General features: G+C 66.8%; 14 protein-coding genes and 6 tRNA genes. 15 read left to right on the top strand and 5 right to left on the bottom strand.

Annotation, left to right across the window (positions count from 1 at the left end; translation table 11 throughout):
• Window positions 1-3: 3 nt before the first annotated feature.
• The 10 genes from QYL93_RS08720 (at window position 4) to QYL93_RS08675 (ending at window position 5,404) form a co-directional block, all read left to right on the top strand.
• Window positions 4-894, top strand: coding sequence for an SPOR domain-containing protein (locus QYL93_RS08720; RefSeq protein WP_305743303.1), 891 nt, complete (start codon window positions 4-6; stop codon window positions 892-894).
• 23 nt (window positions 895-917) lie between these two features.
• Window positions 918-1,406, top strand: coding sequence for a CvpA family protein (locus QYL93_RS08715; protein ID WP_305743523.1), 489 nt, complete (start codon window positions 918-920; stop codon window positions 1,404-1,406).
• A gap of 72 nt (window positions 1,407-1,478) precedes the next feature.
• Window positions 1,479-2,984, top strand: coding sequence for an amidophosphoribosyltransferase (purF, locus tag QYL93_RS08710; RefSeq protein WP_305743302.1), 1,506 nt, complete (start codon window positions 1,479-1,481; stop codon window positions 2,982-2,984).
• Between the two features lie 191 nt (window positions 2,985-3,175).
• On the top strand, window positions 3,176-4,606 hold the full coding sequence (gene gltX, locus QYL93_RS08705) for a glutamate--tRNA ligase (RefSeq protein ID WP_305743301.1): 1,431 nt from the start codon (window positions 3,176-3,178) through the stop codon (window positions 4,604-4,606).
• Window positions 4,607-4,705: 99 nt separating this feature from the next.
• Window positions 4,706-4,781: transfer RNA gene (locus QYL93_RS08700), tRNA-Ala, on the top strand.
• 36 nt (window positions 4,782-4,817) lie between these two features.
• Window positions 4,818-4,893: transfer RNA gene (locus QYL93_RS08695), tRNA-Glu, on the top strand.
• A gap of 60 nt (window positions 4,894-4,953) precedes the next feature.
• Window positions 4,954-5,030: transfer RNA gene (locus QYL93_RS08690), tRNA-Asp, on the top strand.
• Window positions 5,031-5,075: 45 nt separating this feature from the next.
• Window positions 5,076-5,151 (top strand) — tRNA-Ala (locus QYL93_RS08685).
• 48 nt (window positions 5,152-5,199) lie between these two features.
• Window positions 5,200-5,275, top strand: a tRNA-Glu gene (locus QYL93_RS08680).
• A 52-nt stretch (window positions 5,276-5,327) separates the two neighbouring features.
• A tRNA-Asp gene (locus QYL93_RS08675) sits at window positions 5,328-5,404 on the top strand.
• Between the two features lie 157 nt (window positions 5,405-5,561).
• Here the strand turns inward: QYL93_RS08675 and QYL93_RS08670 are convergent.
• From QYL93_RS08670 to QYL93_RS08660, 3 genes are all read right to left on the bottom strand, one after another.
• On the bottom strand, window positions 5,562-6,446 hold the full coding sequence (locus QYL93_RS08670) for a helix-turn-helix transcriptional regulator (RefSeq protein WP_305743300.1): 885 nt from the start codon (window positions 6,444-6,446) through the stop codon (window positions 5,562-5,564).
• A gap of 12 nt (window positions 6,447-6,458) precedes the next feature.
• Window positions 6,459-7,094: a YbhB/YbcL family Raf kinase inhibitor-like protein gene (locus QYL93_RS08665; protein WP_305743299.1), complete on the bottom strand. Its 636-nt coding sequence runs from the start codon at window positions 7,092-7,094 to the stop codon at window positions 6,459-6,461.
• A 145-nt stretch (window positions 7,095-7,239) separates the two neighbouring features.
• On the bottom strand, window positions 7,240-8,148 hold the full coding sequence (locus tag QYL93_RS08660; RefSeq protein ID WP_305743298.1) for a LysR family transcriptional regulator: 909 nt from the start codon (window positions 8,146-8,148) through the stop codon (window positions 7,240-7,242).
• 118 nt (window positions 8,149-8,266) lie between these two features.
• On the opposite strand from QYL93_RS08660, the gene QYL93_RS08655 reads away from it, so the two are divergent.
• The 5 genes from QYL93_RS08655 to paoC all read left to right on the top strand — a co-directional run bounded on the left by QYL93_RS08655 (window position 8,267) and on the right by paoC (window position 14,401).
• Window positions 8,267-9,256, top strand: a complete 990-nt coding sequence (locus tag QYL93_RS08655; protein ID WP_305743297.1) for a tripartite tricarboxylate transporter substrate binding protein — start codon at window positions 8,267-8,269, stop codon at window positions 9,254-9,256.
• Window positions 9,257-9,265: 9 nt separating this feature from the next.
• Complete coding sequence (locus QYL93_RS08650; RefSeq protein WP_305743296.1) at window positions 9,266-10,468, top strand: serine hydrolase; 1,203 nt, start codon at window positions 9,266-9,268, stop codon at window positions 10,466-10,468.
• A gap of 118 nt (window positions 10,469-10,586) precedes the next feature.
• Window positions 10,587-11,243, top strand: a complete 657-nt coding sequence (paoA, locus tag QYL93_RS08645) for an aldehyde dehydrogenase iron-sulfur subunit PaoA (protein WP_305743295.1) — start codon at window positions 10,587-10,589, stop codon at window positions 11,241-11,243.
• Complete coding sequence (locus QYL93_RS08640) at window positions 11,240-12,190, top strand: xanthine dehydrogenase family protein subunit M (RefSeq protein WP_305743294.1); 951 nt, start codon at window positions 11,240-11,242, stop codon at window positions 12,188-12,190. The genes paoA and QYL93_RS08640 overlap by 4 nt, the downstream gene beginning before the upstream one ends.
• Before the next feature lie 3 nt (window positions 12,191-12,193).
• Entirely contained in the window at window positions 12,194-14,401 is a 2,208-nt protein-coding gene (paoC, locus tag QYL93_RS08635) for an aldehyde oxidoreductase molybdenum-binding subunit PaoC (protein WP_305743293.1), read from the top strand.
• Window positions 14,402-14,404: 3 nt separating this feature from the next.
• Here the strand turns inward: paoC and QYL93_RS08630 are convergent, their stop codons facing one another.
• Window positions 14,405-16,996, bottom strand: a complete 2,592-nt coding sequence (locus QYL93_RS08630; RefSeq protein WP_305743292.1) for a [protein-PII] uridylyltransferase — start codon at window positions 16,994-16,996, stop codon at window positions 14,405-14,407.
• Between the two features lie 81 nt (window positions 16,997-17,077).
• A complete protein-coding gene (map, locus tag QYL93_RS08625) occupies window positions 17,078-17,893 on the bottom strand; it encodes a type I methionyl aminopeptidase (RefSeq protein WP_305743291.1) in 816 nt (271 codons plus the stop codon).
• Window positions 17,894-17,914: the final 21 nt, after the last annotated feature.

The following is a 17,914-nucleotide window of genomic DNA, read 5'->3' as shown; positions in this document are numbered from 1 at the left end:
TCCATGGCATTTTTCAAGTTTCGGTGGCCCGGTCAGAGTGAACCCGCACCGGCCGACAAGCCGGCCAAGCGCTCGCGCGCAGCGCCCCCGGCCGAAAGCATCGAAGCGATGCGCCGGCGTGCGCGCCACCGCCTGATCGGCGCTGCCGTGCTGGTGGCCCTGGGCGTGGTGGGGTTTCCGCTGCTGTTCGACACCCAGCCGCGCCCCATTGCGGTGGACATTCCCATCGAGATCCCCGACCGCAACAAGACCGCGCCCGTGGTGGTGCCAGCACCCGCTGCCGCACAGGCCCCATCGCCTGCGCCGGCCTCTGCAGCTGTGGCACGCCCAGCGGCCCCGGCCACGCCCTCCGGCAGCCGCACTGCGGTGGGCCAGGCCAGCGCAGGCAATGGCCTGAGCGAGGGCGAGGAGATCATCGCCAGCCCCAAGCCCGCGATGGTGCCCAGGCCGCCCGTGGTGGCCGCCGCGCCCAAGCCAGAGCACAAGCCCGAACCGAAACCGGAGCCGAAACCCGAGCCCAAGCTGGCAGTGGTGGCGGCTGCGCCAGCGCCCGCCCCGGCGGTGCCGGCGCGTGCCAACGACGAGGCCGCCCGGGCCCGCGCGTTGCTGGAGGGCCGCACTGCGGCGCCGGCCGCTGCCGCCGTGGCTTCGGCCAGCGCCGAGGATGCCCGTTTCATCGTGCAGGTGGGCGCGTTTGCCGACGCGGACAAGGCCCGCGAGGCGCGCACCAAGGTGGAGCGCTCCGGCCTCAAGACCTTTGTGCAGGTGGTGGATACCAAGGACGGCAAGCGCACTCGGGTGCGCGTGGGCCCCTTCAACAACCGGGCCGATGCGGACAAGGCCGCTGGCAAGATCCGTGCGCTGGAACTGTCGGCATCGGTGCTGACGCTCTGATGCTGGAGCAGGCTGCGCCGGTGATGGCCGCGCTGGACTGGGTTTTCGTGGCCGTGCTCCTGGCCTCCATGCTGATGGGGGCCTGGCGCGGCCTGGTGTATGAGGTGCTGTCCCTGGTGGGATGGGTTGTGGCGTTTTTTGTGGCGCAGTGGCTGGCCGAGGATATGGCAGCTTTGCTGCCCATGGGCGAATCGGCCGCTGGCCTGCGCTATGCGGCGGGCTTTGCCCTGGTGTTCATCGGTGCGGTGTTTGCGTGCGGATTCGTGGCGTGGCTGGTCAAGAAGCTGGTGGAGTCCATCGGCCTGCGCCCGGTGGACCGCACGCTGGGTGCGGCCTTCGGGGTGCTCCGGGGCATGGTGCTGCTGCTGGCCGTGGCCGTGGTGGCGGGGCTCACGCCCCTGCACGAGGCTGCGTGGTGGCAGGAATCGAGGGGTGCACCGGTATTGACCCAGGTGCTCGAAGGGTTGAAACCGGCGCTTCCGGAAGAATTTACGAGGCACTTGCCTTCGTGAGGCGGCAACGGCCAGAAGCTGTTGTCGTGGGTTTGCAGCGGGGATGTTCCCGCAAACGGATGGAAACGAACTATGTGTGGAATCGTCGGCGTCGTCAGTACCGCGCCCGTCAATCAGTTGATCTATGACGCATTGCTGCTGCTGCAGCACCGGGGCCAGGATGCCGCCGGCATCGTGACCCAGCAGGGCCGCAAGTTCTTCATGCACAAGGCCAAGGGCATGGTGCGCGACGTGTTCCGCACGCGCAACATGCGGGCCTTGCCCGGCAATGTGGGCCTGGGCCAGGTGCGCTACCCCACCGCCGGCAACGCCTACAGCGAAGAAGAGGCCCAGCCCTTCTACGTGAACGCGCCTTTCGGCCTGGTGCTGGTGCACAACGGCAACCTGACCAATGCCCAGACGCTGCGCACCGAGCTGTTCCAGACCGACCACCGCCACACCAACACCGACAGCGACTCGGAAGTGCTGCTCAACGTGTTCGCGCACGAACTCGAGCGCGCCACCGCAGGCGTACCGCTGCGGCCCGAAAATGTGTTCGACGCTGTGCGTGCCGTGCACAAGCGCATCAAGGGCTCGTATGCCGTGATCGCCATGATCGCCGGCCACGGCCTGCTGGCCTTCCGCGACCCGCATGGCATCCGCCCGCTGGCCATTGGCCGCAGCGTGGACGGCAACGTCATGGTGGGCAGCGAATCGGTGGCGCTGGAGGGCACCTCGCACGTGTTCGAGCGCAATGTCGAACCCGGCGAGGCCGTGTTCATCACGCTCGACGGCACCGTGCATTCGGCCCAGTGCGCCGAGAACCCGCAGCTCAACCCCTGTATCTTCGAGTTCGTGTACTTGGCACGCCCCGATTCGGTGTTGGACGGCATCTCGGTCTACCAGGCGCGCCTGAACCTGGGCGAGGCCCTGGCCAAGCGCGTGGTGTCCACGGTGCCGCCCAACGAGATCGACGTGATCATCCCCATCCCCGAATCGAGCCGGCCCAGCGCCACGCAACTGGCGCACCTGCTGGGCGTTCCGTACCGCGAGGGCTTCGTGAAGAACCGCTACGTGGGCCGCACCTTCATCATGCCGGGGCAAGGCGTGCGCAAGAAGTCCGTGCGCCAGAAGCTCAATGTGATCGCCAGCGAGTTCAAGGGCCGCAACGTGCTGCTGGTGGATGATTCCATCGTGCGCGGCACCACCTCGCGCGAAATCGTGCAGATGGCGCGCGACGCCGGTGCCCGCAACGTCTACCTGGCCAGCGCCGCGCCGCCGGTGCGCTACCCCAACGTGTACGGCATCGACATGCCCACCAGCAGCGAGCTGGTGGCCCATGGCCGCACGGTGGAAGAGATCCGCCAGGTCATCGGCTGCGACGCCCTGATCTACCAGGACGTGGACGGCATGAAGCGCGCCATCGGCTCGCTCAACAAGGCCATCGTCGGTTTCGACGCATCGTGCTTTGACGGCACCTATGTGACGGGCGACATCACCGCCGAAGACATCGCGCGCCTGAACGAAGGCCGTGTGGGTGTGGAAGAGAACGAGGAAGATACCTCGCGCCTGGCATTGCCCAACGCGCAAGACGCATGACGGGTGCCCCTTTGCGGGGCCATATTCTTCGTTGATAAGCCAGTCATGGGCGCGCCGATCATCCGGTGCGCCCATGCCGTTTCCGGGTGTTGAACGCCCGGTCACGGCGCGGCACTTATCATTAACGGCATTGACCGCCGCCTGAACCTGCCTGACCGCAGCGGGGTAGGGCGGCCCACCTAGCAAGACCTATGACCGACCAGAACAACACACCCACCCCAGCTGCGGGCCGCGTGCGCACCCGCTTTGCCCCGTCGCCCACGGGCTTCATCCACCTGGGCAATATCCGCTCGGCCCTGTACCCCTGGGCCTTCGCGCGTGCCATGGGCGGCGACTTCATCCTGCGCATCGAAGACACGGACGTGGAGCGCTCCAGCCAGATTGCGGTGGACGTGATCCTGGAAAGCATGGAATGGCTGAACATGCAGCCCGACGAGGGCCCGTTCTACCAGATGCAGCGCATGGACCGCTACCGCGCCGTGCTCGAAGACCTCAAGGCCACCGGCCTGGTCTACCCCTGCTACATGGGCATTGCCGAGCTCGACGCCCTGCGCGAGGCGCAGATGGCCGCCAAGGAAAAGCCGCGCTACGACGGCACCTGGCGCCCCGAGGCCGGCAAGACCCTGCCGCCCATCCCCGAAGGCGTGCAGCCCGTGCTGCGCTTCAAGAACCCGCAGGGCGGCGTGGTCGCCTGGGACGACAAGGTCAAGGGCCGCATCGAGATCAGCAACGACGAGCTCGACGACCTGGTAATCGCGCGCCCCGACGGAACGCCTACCTACAACTTCTGCGTGGTGGTGGACGACATCGACATGGCCATCACCCACGTGATCCGCGGTGACGACCATGTGAACAACACACCGCGCCAGATCAACATCTTCCGCGCGCTGGGCAAGGAGCCGCCGGTGTACGCCCACCTGCCCACCGTCCTGAACGAGCAGGGCGAGAAGATGAGCAAGCGCAATGGAGCCAAGCCCGTCACCCAGTACCGCGACGAGGGCTACCTGCCCGACGCCATGGTCAACTACCTGGCCCGCCTGGGCTGGAGCCATGGCGACGACGAGATCTTCAGCCGCCAGCAGTTTCTGGAATGGTTCAACCTCGACCACCTGGGCCGCAGCGCCGCGCAGTTCGACGAGGCCAAGCTGCGCTGGGTGAACGCCCAGCACCTGAAGGCCATGGACGACGAGGCCCTGGCTGCCCTGGTGTCGGCCCTGCTGCAAAAGCGCGGTGTGCCCGCGGCCGAGCTGGCCGATGGCCGCCTGCCCCGCATCTGCGCACTGTTCAAGGACCGCTGCGACACCACGGTGGCCCTGGCCGACTGGGCCCAGGTGTTCTATGGCGACGTGACCCCCAACGAAGCCGAGCGCGCCCAGCATGTGACCGAGGCCATCGCCCCCGCCATCGATGCGCTGGCTGCAGCACTGGCCACCTGCGAGTGGAACAAGGCCGCGATCAGCGCCGCCTTCAAGCAGGTGCTGGCTGCACAGGGTCTGAAGATGCCCCAACTGGCCATGCCCGTGCGTGTGCTGACGGTCGGAACGGCGCATACTCCATCGGTCGATGCGGTGCTGGAATTGGTTGGACGCGAAAAAGTTGGCGTTCGTTTGCAAAACCGCTAAAAACCTGTCTATAATTCAAGGCTCTGATGATGACGACATACACAGTGTGAATGAAGTCTGAAAAGGGTGGTTGAAAAGAAATTTTCGACCACTTCAAGTGGGGGTATAGCTCAGCTGGGAGAGCGCTTGCATGGCATGCAAGAGGTCATCGGTTCGATCCCGTTTACCTCCACCACTTACATCGGAAACAGTTCGCAAGTTCCAAGGTTTTGACCCTATCGTCTAGAGGCCTAGGACATCACCCTTTCACGGTGAGTACCGGGGTTCGAATCCCCGTAGGGTCGCCAAGTTGTAGCGCTTGGCTTGTGTGATGTGAAGACATCGTTGCAAGCGAAAGCTGCCTGCCAGGAGTGGTAGTTCAGTTGGTTAGAATACCGGCCTGTCACGCCGGGGGTCGCGGGTTCGAGTCCCGTCCACTCCGCCAGTTTATTGCCGTTGTGTGTCGCATTGGTGGCTCACAGGGGTTTGTGGGGGTATAGCTCAGCTGGGAGAGCGCTTGCATGGCATGCAAGAGGTCATCGGTTCGATCCCGTTTACCTCCACCACGGTTTGTTGAGTCAGTCAGTCAGTCAGTGAGTTGGTTCCAAGGTTTTGACCCTATCGTCTAGAGGCCTAGGACATCACCCTTTCACGGTGAGTACCGGGGTTCGAATCCCCGTAGGGTCGCCAAGTTGTAGCGCTTGGCCTGTGTCACAAAGATGCAGGCGAAAGCTATCTACCAGGAGTGGTAGTTCAGTTGGTTAGAATACCGGCCTGTCACGCCGGGGGTCGCGGGTTCGAGTCCCGTCCACTCCGCCACAATTAAAGGGTTACGTCAGCAATGGCGTAACCCTTTTTTCTTGCTCGCACGGTTCTGGGCATTAATCCGGCCAGAATCAGGGGCTGCAACGGCGGTATTTACGGGACGCTTTCGCCTATTTACCGACAGGGTGTTTTTGAATCGGGCGGCCTCGGGTCAGCGAACGGCCGAGGGCAGGTAGCCGAAGCGCGCGCGAAAGCGCTCGGCAAAGCGCGTACGCGACTGGTAGCCCGAGGCCTGCGCGATGAGCGGGATGCTCCACGACGTGGTCTGCACCAGCATCATCGCGTGGTGCATGCGCACATCGATCAGCAGATTGTCAAAGCGCTCGCGCTCGTTCGCAAGGCGCCTGCGCAGCGTGGCTTCGCTCATGGCGAGCGCGCGCCCGGCCTCATGGGCCGTCCAGCGCCTCTCGGGTGCCTCGCCGATCAGGGTGCGCAGGCGTCCGGCGGTGCTGTGCTGCGCGCTTGGCGCAAAGACATGGCCGCGTTCAGCCAAGGCTGCAAGCAGGTCCATCAGCCGGTACTGGAGCCGCTCATCGCCCACGCGCTGCACCTCGACACTGGCATGCACGTGACGCAAGGTCGAGGCGAGGTCGTCGTCCAGTAGCAGTTGCCGAAACGGGGCTGGGTGCGGCTGCCGGTCCGCTGGGGCGGGTGAGCGGGCGCGATGGAATGCCTCCAGCAGCGGGGAGGCGAGCGTCAAGAGGATCGAGCGAAAGCGCTGTTCGCTGCCACCTGGTGTCTTCACGAGGTCCGCGCGGGTGTTGGGCTCGACGAGCAGCAGCGATGCCGGTGAGTCCACCGCCACCTGCGCAACGCCGTCGTCGAGATCAAGCCGGCCTGCCGTCACCAGCACCACCGCAGCCTCGTGGAACACGAAACGTGGCGTGTGCTGCGGCTGTTTCAGGCAGGGCTGCGCCAGCGTGCACAGGCTGCGCCGCAGCACGGGCGCACCCGATGGGAACTGCCAGGGCACGGGCGTGCCGCTGGCTTCTTGCGGCGAGTGCGTGCCGGTGGAAAAGACCTGCCTGGGCGCCATCCTGCCAATCGCTCAGCCAACCGACACCGCAGGATTGAGGCTGTACAGCCCCGTGATGCTGGCTTGGCCGAGCACTGAGGACTCGGCCAGCGCCGCGCGCACGCTGGCGCCCGTCAACGGACCTGCGACGGCGAGCGTGGGCGTGGCCAGTGCATAGACGGTGAAGATGTAGTGGTGCACCAGTGTGTCGTTCCACGGTGGGCAGGGGCCGTCGTAGCCGTAGTAGTCGCCCTTCATCTGTTCGTCGCCCGCGAACCAGCCGGTGTAATCGTTGATGCCGTGGCGCGCACCGCCGGGTGCGGCAGCACCGGGTTTGCCGCGCGGCGTCACCCCGTCGGAATGGCTGCCCGCCGGGATCTGCCGGGTATCGGCCGGCAGATCGAGCAGCAGCCAGTGGAAGAAGTCCACGCGCGGCAGCGCTGCGGGCACTTCGCAGCCCTCCTGGTTCACGTCGTCACCGCGGCTGGGCACGTCGGGGTCGTGGCAGACCACCACGAACGACTGGGTGCCCTCGGGCACACCGCTCCAGGCGAGGTGCGGGTTGCGGTTGGATGACAGCGCGACATGCGTGGCGGTGTCGGGCACCGCGAACGCGAATTCGCCTGGGATCGCCTGGCCGTCCTGAAAACTTTGGCTGGTGAGTTGCATGGCTTGTGTCCTGTGTTGGGTGTGAAGGATGGGTGTTGGCGAATTCTAGGGACATGCCGCGCCGGAGACGTTCCAAAGCCAATCAAATCGACTCCCGATCCGCTCAATGTGACGGCATTTGAGCCTTTGCGTGGCGGCCGTGCCGTCAGCGGTCGTGCATCCGCTCTGCGCAGAAGTCCCGCACCACCTTCAGGGCGGGGGCTTCGGTGATGCCTTCCAGCGTGACGAAGGCAAACTGCGAAGTCAGCCGCAGCGGGCGGCTCAGCCTCAGTTCCACCAGTTCGCCCATGTCGATGAGCGCGCGTGCCACTTCGATGGCGCCCAGGAACACGGCGTCGGTGGTGCGCACCACTTCGAGCAGGCAGGCCGCCTCGTCCGACTGGAGCTGGATGGCTTCGTTGAAGTGCACGGACTGGCCGAAGTGGGCATTGAGGCTTTGCACCGCCTCATCGCTCAGGCCCGTGCCACTGGCGGCCAGCGGGTACTGGCGCAACTGGGCGAACGACACCTGCGCGGCCCCCTGTAGCGGATGGCCGCTGCGGCAGACGAAGCCCAGGCGCATTTCCGGGAACAAGGCCACGTTGAGGTCGTCGTACGGGGGCAGGGAGCGCCGGTGGATCACCAGCGCGTCCAGGTCCCTGGCGCGCAGGCTCTGCAATTGCAGCTCCGCCGGGCCGCTGGAGAGCTGGACCTTGATGCGCGGGTGGTGCGCAAGCATGTGCTGCAACAGCGGCACGGCCAGCATCGCCGTGGGCGCAGGGCCCAGGCCCAGCTTCACGGTGCCGATCTGCAGGTCCGCCAGCAGGCTGGCACTGCGCTTGAGTTCGGACAGCTCCAGCCCGATGCGCCGGGCGCGCGCCGCGACCAGAATACCGAGCGGCGTGAGCTGCTTGCGCTTGCCGGAGCGCTCGATGAGCGGTGCGCCCAGCTCGTCCTCCATGGCCAGGATGCTGCGGCTGAGCGCGGGCTGCGTGAGGTATAGCTGCTCGGCCGCGCGGCTGAAGGAGCCCGTTTCGGCGACGGCGAGCAAGTGCTCGAACTGCTGGAGGTTCATGCAACAGCCTCGGGTTTCATGAGGGTGGGTAATGGGATTTCAAATAATTATGCATTGGACGTTCTGCCAGGCGCTGCATAGCATCGCCCTGCATCCACTCACTGCAAAGGCGCGCACCATGGTTTCATATCCTCTTTTCTCCGGGCTGGCGATGGGCCTCGCTGGCCTGGTGGTCTTCGCCGCCATGCCTCTGCAGGCCCAGCAGGCCTATCCGTCCAGGGCCATCACGGTGGTGGTGCCGGTGGCCGCAGGCGGTGCCGCGGATGGCCTGGCGCGGGCCTGGGCCGACCATGTGGGCAAATCGCTCGGGCAACCCGTGGTGGTCGACAACAAGCCCGGTGCCAATGGCGGCATCGCAGCCAGCTACGTCGCCAAGCAGCCCGCCAATGGCTATGCCATCCTGTTCGGCAGCACGTCGAACATGTCGCTCAACCGCTTCTCGTACAAGACGCTCGCCTACGACCCGGTGAAGGATTTCGATCCGGTGCTGATGCTCGCGGGCACCTCGCAGGTGCTGGTGGCCAACCCGGCCTCGGGCATCAAGTCGCTGGACGACCTTGTCAGGCTGGCCCGCGCCAAGCCCGACTCGCTCAACTACGGGTCTGCCGGCAAGGGCAATTCGACGCACCTCAACGTCGAGTTCCTGGCGCAGCACCATGGCCTGCAGATGACCCACGTGCCTTACAAGGGCGCGGCCCCCGCCATGGTCGGGCTGATCGGCGGCGAGACCCAGGTCACGGCCGATGCCATCACCAGCGTGGTGCCCCAGGCCAAGGGCGGCAAGGTGGTGCCGCTGCTGGTGTTCGGCAGCCAGCGCTCACCGGCCTTGCCGAATGTGCCCACGGTCTACGAAGCCGGACTCAAGGACTTCCCTGCCGGCGGCTGGTATGGGTTGATGGTGCCCAAGGGCACACCCAGAGAGGTGGTGGCGCTGCTGAATGCCGAGACGAAGAAATTCTGGGCCGACCCGACCGTCAAGGCCCGCATGGACGCGCTGTTCATGGACCCGCCCACGGCCCTGGGGCCCGAAGCGGTGGCCAGAACGATGCAGGACGAGGCCCTGGTGTGGGGCCCGATCATCAAGCGCCTGGGCATCCAGAACGAGTGAGCACCCTCCATGCAGCGCAACACGGTGTCCGACATGCTTATTTCTCCTTCCATCGACACGGCCCCCACTGCACAACCCAGGGTGCACCTGCCACGCAGCGAGGACTTCCTGCTCTGGTCGCCCCCCTTGCAGGCCTATGGCTACCGCATCGTGGATCAGCTCTTCGCCACGCGCACCATCCGGCGTGGCAGTGCTGCAAGGCCTGCCGTGCGCGGCCGCGAGTTGCAGCTGCGCTATGCCCACGCAGGCGAGCCGCGCACGGTCGAGGACTTCATGGACCGCAACAGCGTGGCCGGCCTGCTCGTGATCCGCGATGGCCAGGTGGTGCTCGAGCGCTATGGCCTGGGGCTGCAGCCCGGCGAGCGCTGGAGCACCATGTCCACCGTGAAGTCGATGACGGCCCTGCTGGTGGGGGCTGCCGTGCGCGATGGCGCCATCGGCAGCGTGGACGACCCGGTGGTGCGCTATCTGCCGCAACTGCAGGCGTCCGGCTACGCCGAGGTCACCGTGCGGCAGCTGATGACCATGTCTTCGGGGGTGGCCTGGTCCGAGGTCTACACCGACAGGCAATCCGATGTGAACCGCTACAGCAAGTCGCTCGCCGACAAGGTGCCGGGCGGCGTGCTGCGCATGCTGCAGGCCGTGCCCCCGCAGCATGCACCCGGCAGCCACTGGCACTACAACACCGGCGACACCTACCTGCTCGGCTGCGTGCTGTGTGCGGCAACCGGGCAGACCCTGGCCGACTACATGAGCGCCCGCCTATGGCAGCCCTGCGGCATGGAGGACGATGCGTACTACACGCTCGAATCGGAGGACGGCCAGGAGATCGCGGGCAGCCGAGCGGGAATGTCGCTTCGCGACATGGGGCGGCTGGCTTCGCTGGTCGCCGCGGACGGGGTGCTGGACGGCGCGGCCATTCTGCCCCCGGGTTGGGTGGACACCATGGCCACCCGCGCCTTCGACATCCCCGAGGATTTTCATCCTGCCCGGCGCTCGCTGGGGCTCACGGGCTACGGCTTTGGCTGGTGGCTGACTGATGACGGAGCCATGCTGGCCATGGGCCATTCGGGCCAGCGCATCTACATCCACCGCGCCGAGAAGCTGGTGGTGGTGAATCTGGCGGTCTACCCCGAGCCGCGCTACGTGAGCGCACACGAGCACGACCGGGATGCGGAGCTGTACAGCTTCATCCAGGCCTGCCGGGCCTGACCCCCGGTCCACTGGGGGAGGGCGGGGCCTGGTCCTACAGAAAATCAGGACACGGCCGCCATGGCGCGGCAGGCTACAGCGCCCAGCATGCATTGATCCGTCCCCACAGGAAAAAAACATGCAACAAGCGACTGCGCTGCCGATCTCCCGGCGCGATTTGCTGATCGCCGGCGCCGCTTCCGGCACGGCGACAGCGGCCATGCCCGCCGATGCCCAGACACCCGTGGCGCCCCAGCCGCCTGGCGTCACCGTTCCCACCCCCATGGCCAAAGTCACGTTCTCCGTGAACAGCCAACCGCGCGAGCTGGAGGTGGACACCCGCACCACGCTGCTCGACGCGCTGCGCGAGCACCTGCACCTTACCGGTACCAAGAAGGGCTGCGACCATGGCCAGTGCGGCGCCTGCACGGTGATGGTGGATGGTCGGCGCATCAATTCGTGCCTGACCCTGGCCGTGATGCACGAGGGCGCGCAGGTCACCACGGTGGAAGGCCTGGGCACGCCGCGCAACCTGCACCCCATGCAGGCGGCTTTCGTCAAGCACGACGGCTACCAGTGCGGTTATTGCACGCCGGGGCAGATCTGCTCGGCCGTGGGCGTGCTCGACGAGATCCGCCGGGGCATCCCGAGCCACGTGAGCGCCGACCTCACGGCGCGGCCCCTGCTGTCGGCCGATGAACTGCGCGAGCGCATGAGCGGCAACATCTGCCGCTGCGGCGCCTATTCGAATATCGTGGATGCCATCACCGAAGTGGCGGCGAGAGCAAAAGCATGAAGCCCTTCACCTACGAACGCGCGCAGTCCCCCGCAGAGGCGGCCGCCGCCGTCGAACGCGTCCCCGGCGCCAGGTTCATCGCCGGCGGCACCAACCTGCTGGACCTGATGAAGCTGCAGATCGAAAACCCCGTGCACCTGGTGGACGTGAACGCCTTGCAGCTCGACAGGATAGAGCCCACGCTCGAAGGCGGCCTGCGCATCGGCGCGCTGGCGCGCAACACCGACCTGGCCGCGCACGAGCGCGTGCGGCGCGACTATGCCGTGCTCTCGCGCGCACTGCTGGCCGGTGCCTCGGGCCAGTTGCGCAACAAGGCCACCACGGCCGGCAACCTGCTGCAGCGCACGCGCTGCCCGTATTTCTACGACACCCACATGCCCTGCAACAAGCGCCAGCCGGGCAGCGGCTGCAGCGCCATCGGCGGGGTCACGCGCCAGCATGCGGTGGTTGGCGCCAGCGCGGCCTGCATCGCCACGCACCCGAGCGACATGGCCGTGGCCCTGCGCGTGCTCGACGCCACGGTGGAAACCGTGCGCGGCGATGGCCGCACGCGGGTGATTCCCATCGCCGACTTCCACCGCCTGCCCGGCACCACCCCGCATGTGGAGACGGTGCTGGCGCCCGGTGAGCTCATCACTTCCGTGACGCTGCCCAAACCCTTGGGCGGCACGCATATCTACCGCAAGGTGCGCGATCGCGCGTCCTACGCCTTTGCGCTCGTATCGGTGGCCGCCATCGTGAACCGCAATGGCTCCGGCCGCATCGCCCTGGGTGGTGTGGCCCACAAGCCCTGGCGCGTGGCGGCGGCCGAGGCCGAGATGCCCCTAGGTGCCAAGGCCGTGGCAGCCAGGCTCTTCGCTGGCGCGCAGCCGGCGCACGACAACGCATTCAAGCTGACGCTGGCCGAGCGCACCATCGCCGCCGTACTGTTGCAGGCAAGGAGCTGAGCCATGAAGTTCGATACCCCCGCCATCACCAACCCCATTGATCAGCTCAAATTCATTGGCCAGCCCATGGACCGCATCGACGGGCCCATGAAGACCAGCGGCACCGCCCCTTACGCCTATGAGCGCCACGACGCGGTGCAGAACCCCGCCTACGGCGTGGTAGTAGGTGCGGCCATTGCCAAGGGGCGCATCGAGTCCATGGACCTGCGCGCCGCACAGGCCTCGCCGGGCGTGATCACCATCGTCACGGCGCAGACTGCTGGCAAGCTCGGCAAGGGCCAGTTCAACACTGCCGCCTTGCTCGGCGGCCCCGAGATCGCGCACTACCACCAGGCCATCGCGCTGGTGGTGGCCCAGACCTTCGAGCAGGCGCGGGCGGCTGCGCAACTGGTGAAGGTGCAGTACAGCCGCGCCAACGGCCGTTTCAATCTGGCTGCGGCCCGCCCCTCGGCGCACAAGCCCCCCGAACAGGATGGGTCGCCTGCCGACACGCGCAAAGGCAATTTCGAGAAAGCCTTCGATACGGCACCGGTGCAGCACGATGCGACCTACACCACACCCGACCACTCGCATGCCATGATGGAGCCACATGCCTCCACGGCAGCGTGGAAGGGCGACAAGCTCACCGTGTGGACCTCCAACCAGATGATCGACTGGAGCGTGGGCGACCTGGCCAAGACCCTGGGCATCCCCAAAGACAACGTGCGCCTGGTTTCGCCCTTCGTCGGCGGCGGCTTTGGCGGCAAGCTCTTCATCCGCGCCGACCTGCTGCTGGCCGCCCTGGGCGCCAAGGCCGCGCGCCAGCCCGTGAAGGTGGCGCTGCAGCGGCCGTTGATCGCCAACAACACCACGCACCGCCCCGCCACCATCCAGCGCATCCGCATCGGCGCGGCCAAGAACGGCAAGATCAGCGCCATTGCGCACGAGAGCTGGTCGGGCGACTTGCCGAATGGCAAGCCCGAGACGGCAGTGAACCAGACGCGGCTGCTCTATGCCGGCGCCCACCGGCTCACCGCCACGCGCCTGGCCGTGCTCGACCTGCCCGAGGGCAACGCCATGCGCGCGCCCGGCGAGGCGCCGGGCATGATGGCACTGGAAATCGCGATGGACGAGATGGCGACCAAGCTGGGCATCGACCCGGTGGAGTTCCGCGCCATCAACGATACCCAGGTCGACCCCGAAAAGCCCGAGCGGCCTTTCTCGCAGCGCCAGCTGGTCGAGTGCCTGCGCACCGGTGCCCAGCGCTTCGGCTGGGGCCAGCGCCGGGCCGAGCCCGGCCAGGTGCGCGATGGCCGCTGGCTGGTGGGCATGGGCGTGGCGGCGGCATTCCGCAACAACATGGTGATGAAGTCGGGCGCGCGCGTGCGGCTCAATGCCCGGGGCATGGTGACGGTGGAGACCGACATGACCGACATCGGCACCGGCTCGTACACCATCATCGCGCAGACCGCTGCCGAGATGATGGGCGTGCCCATCCACAAGGTCATGGTGCGCCTGGGCGACTCGGCCTTCCCCGTGTCGGCCGGCTCGGGCGGGCAGTGGGGTGGCAACTCGTCCACTGCCGGCGTGTATGCCGCCTGCGTGAAGCTGCGCGAGGCCGTGGCCCAGAAGCTTGGCGTGCCGGTCGATGGCGCCGTGTTTGCCGACGGCATGGTGCGCTCGGGCGAGCGCTCCGTACCGCTCGCCGAGGCCGCCGTGGGTGGCGAACTGGTGGTGGAAGACAGCATCGAGTACGGCGACCTGGACAAGAAGTTCCAGCAATCGACCTTCGGCGCGCATTTCGTGGAGGTGGGGGTGGACGTGGCCACCGGCGAGATCCGCGTGCGCCGCATGCTGGCGGTGTGCGCCGCCGGACGCATCCTCAACCCCAAGTCCGCGCGCAGCCAGGTAATCGGTGCCATGACCATGGGCGTGGGCGCGGCGCTGATGGAAGAGCTGGCCGTGGACAAGCGCCAGGGCTTCTTCGTGAACCACGACCTGGCGGGCTACGAGGTGCCGGTGCATGCGGACATTCCGCACCAGGAGGTGATCTTCCTGGACGAAACGGACCCGGTCTCCTCGCCCATGAAGGCCAAGGGTGTGGGTGAACTGGGCCTGTGCGGCGTGGCGGCGGCAGTGGCCAACGCAGTCTTCAACGCCACCGGCGTGCGGGTGCGAGACTACCCCGTCACGCTGGACAAGCTGCTCGACAAGCTGCCTGAAGTGACCTGAAGATCAGTTCGACAGCTCACGCAGCAGTTCGGTCTCGATCTGGATCTGCCGCGCGTTGTTCTGCAGCTCGGGCCCCTGCACCAGAAAGGTGTCTTCCACCCGCTCACCCAGGGTGCTGACCTTGGCCAGTTGCACGCTCAGGTGGTGGTTGGCGAGTACGCGGGCCACCAGGTAGAGCAGGCCGGCACGGTCACTGGCCGAGATGGCCAGCAGCCAGCGCTGGGCCTTCTCGTCCGGGCGCAGGGTGACGCGCGGGGCGATGGGGAAGCTCTTGACCCGGCGCGACACGCGCTTGCGCGTGGGCTCGGGCAGCGGGCCGCCTTCCTCGATCACATGCACCAGGTCGCTCTCCACCATGTGGGTCAGCTCGCGGTAGTGGCCGGCCTGGTCGTCGGCCACGATCTGGAAGGTATCGAGCGCATGCTGGTTGTTGGCCGTGTGCACCCGCGCATCCAGGATGCTGAAGCCCGCACGGTCGAAGTAGCCACAGATGCGGGCGAACAGGTCTTCCTGGTCGGGCGCATAGACCATCACCTGCAGGCCGTCGCCGGCCAGCGACTGGCGTGCCCGCACCACGGCGCGCGGCGCGCCCACGTGGCGCGACAGGTGGCGCGTGTGCCAGGCGATGTCGGCGGCCTCGTGGCGCATGAAGTAGCTCACGTCCAGCGTGGCCCACAGGGCCTTGTGCGCCTCGAAGGGCAGTGCGCTCAGCGCCAGCAGCACCAGGGCCTCGCGCTTGCGGGCCTCGACCTCGGCAGCGGCATCGGGTGCCCGCCCGCCCAGGGCGCGCAAGGTCGCGCGGTACAGGTCTTCCAGCAGCTTGCCCTTCCAGGCGTTCCACACCTTGGGGCTGGTGCCGCGGATGTCGGCCACCGTCAGCAGGTACAGCGCCGTGAGGTAGCGCTCATTGCCCACGCGCTTGGCAAAGGCGGCGATCACGTCGGGGTCGCTCAGGTCTTCCTTTTGCGCGATGCGGCTCATGGCCAGGTGCTCGCTGACCAGGAATTCGACGAGCTGCGCATCCTCGCGGTCCACGCCGTGCTGGCGGGCGAACCGCCGCACCTCCATGGCGCCGATCTGCGAATGGTCGCCACCTCGGCCCTTGCCGATGTCGTGGAACAGCGCGGCCAGGTAAAGGATCCAGGGCTTGTCCCAGCCGCCCGCCAGTTGCGAGCAGAACGGGTATTCGTGCGCATGCTCGGCCATGAAGAAGCGGCGCACGTTGCGCAGCACCATCAGGATATGCTGGTCCACTGTGTAGACATGGAACAGGTCATGCTGCATCTGCCCCACGATGCCGCGAAACGCCCACAGGTAGCGCCCCAGCACCGAGGTCTGGTTCATGAGCCGCATGGCATGCGTGATGCCGGCGGGCTGCTGCAGGATGCGCATGAAGGCGGCGCGGTTCACCGGGTCGCTGCGAAAGGCCCCGTCCATCACGCTGCGGGCGTTGTACAGGGCCCGCAGGGTGCGGGCCGACAGGTCCTTGAGCCCGACGGTGGTCTGGTAGAGCAGAAAGGTCTCCAGGATGGCGTGCGGGTCCTTCAGGTACAGGTCGTCGCTGGCCACCTCGATCAGGCCCGACTTCTCGAAGAAGCGCTCGTTGATGGGGCGCGGCTCGTGCGCCGAGGGGTTGAGCGATTCCTCGATGTTGAGCAGCAAGATCTGGCTGAGCTGCGAGACCGCCTTGGCCGCCCAGTAGTAGCGGCGCATCATGGCCTCGCTGGCGCGCATGGGCAGGCGTGAGCCGTCGGGCGCCTGCGAGCGGTAGCCGAAGGATTCGGCCACCGTGGTCTGCAGGTCGAACACCAGGCGGTCTTCGTGACGGCCTGCTGCGGCATGCAGGCGCGCGCGGATCAGGCACAGCACGGCCTCGTTGCGCTCGATCTGGCGCACCTCGAAGGCAGTGGCCATGCCGCTGGTGGCCAGCTCCTTCCAGGTGCTGCCCAGGCCGGCCGCGCGGGCCACCCACAGGATCATCTGCAGGTCGCGCAGGCCGCCGGGCGACTCCTTGCAATTGGGCTCCAGCGAATAGGGGGTGTTCTCGTACTTGTTGTGGCGCTGGCGCATCTCCAGCGTCTTGGCCACCAGAAAGGCCTGCGGGTCCATCTGCGCGCGGTATTGCACCTGGAACTGCGCGAACAGCCCGGTGCTGCCGCAGATCTGCCGCGCTTCGAGCAGCGAGGTCTGCACCGTCACGTCGGCGGCCGACTCGGCCAGGCATTCGGTAACGGTGCGCACGCTGGAGCCGATTTCCAGCCCCGCGTCCCAGCAACTGCCGATGAAGGCTTCGAGCTGCGCGCGCAGCACGCTGCAGCCATCGGCGGCCCGGTCGTCGGGCAGCAGCAGCAGCACGTCCACGTCGGAATACGGGAACAGCTGGTCGCGCCCGAACCCGCCCACCGCCACCAGGGCTAGGTCGGGGGGCAGCTCGGCCCGGCGCCACAGCTCCTGCAGCAGGCTACCCGCCAGGGTGGAAAGCTTGCGCAGCAGCACGCGGATGCCGCGCGTGGAGGCGCCCGTGGCCTGGATGGAGGCCATCAGCGCCGCCTTGTCGCGGCGGTAGGCGTCCCGAAGGGCGTGGATTTCGGTCATGGACGATAGGGGCGTTGCAGTCGATATGGCCATGCAGTGTTCCACGCAAGAGTCGTGCGCAGCGGGGTTCCCGCTGACTTTTTATGTCTTTGTGGAAGTCACAAAGGACGGCAGCGGCGGCGAGCCGGCCGACAACGTCATCACCTCGTAGCCCGTCTCGGTGACCAGTACCGTGTGCTCCCACTGGGCCGATAGGCTGTGGTCCTTGGTGACGATGGTCCAGCCGTCGTTGCCATGGTCCTTCACCTCGCGGCGGCCGGCGTTGATCATGGGCTCGATGGTGAACACCATGCCGGGCTTGAGCTCGTCGAGCGTGCCCGGCTTGCCGTAGTGCAGCACCTGGGGCTCTTCATGGAAGCGCTGGCCGATGCCATGGCCGCAGAACTCGCGCACGATGGAAAACCCCAGGCCTTCGGCAAACTTCTGGATGGCGTGGCCGATGTCCCCCAGGTGGGCGCCCGGCTTGACCTGCACGATGCCGTGCCACATGGCGTCGAAGGTCACCGCGCACAGGCGCTTGGCGGCGATGGAGGTTTCGCCGATCAGGTACATGCGGCTGTTGTCGCCGTACCAGCCCTCCTTGGTGATCACGGTGACGTCCACGTTCACGATGTCGCCCTTCTTGAGGGGTTTGTCGTTGGGAATGCCATGGCACACCACGTTGTTGACCGAGGTGCACAGCGATTTGGGATAGGGCGGGTAGCCCGGCGGCTGGTAGCCCACCGTGGCCGAAATCGTGCCTTGCTGGACCATGCATTCGGCGGCCAGCCGGTCGATTTCGTTGGTGGTGATGCCGGGCTTGATGTGGGGGGCGATGTAGTCCAGCACTTCAGACGCCAGGCGGCATGCCACGCGCATGCCCTCGATGTCCTGTGCAGTTTTGATGGTGATGCTCATGCCGGGATTATCCCATTGCGG

The sequence above is a fragment of the Acidovorax sp. A1169 genome, from assembly GCF_030704685.1.
GTDB lineage: Bacteria > Pseudomonadota > Gammaproteobacteria > Burkholderiales > Burkholderiaceae_C > Acidovorax.
Note: the sequence above shows the minus strand (reverse complement) of the source record. Positions and strands in the feature narration are given on the sequence as shown.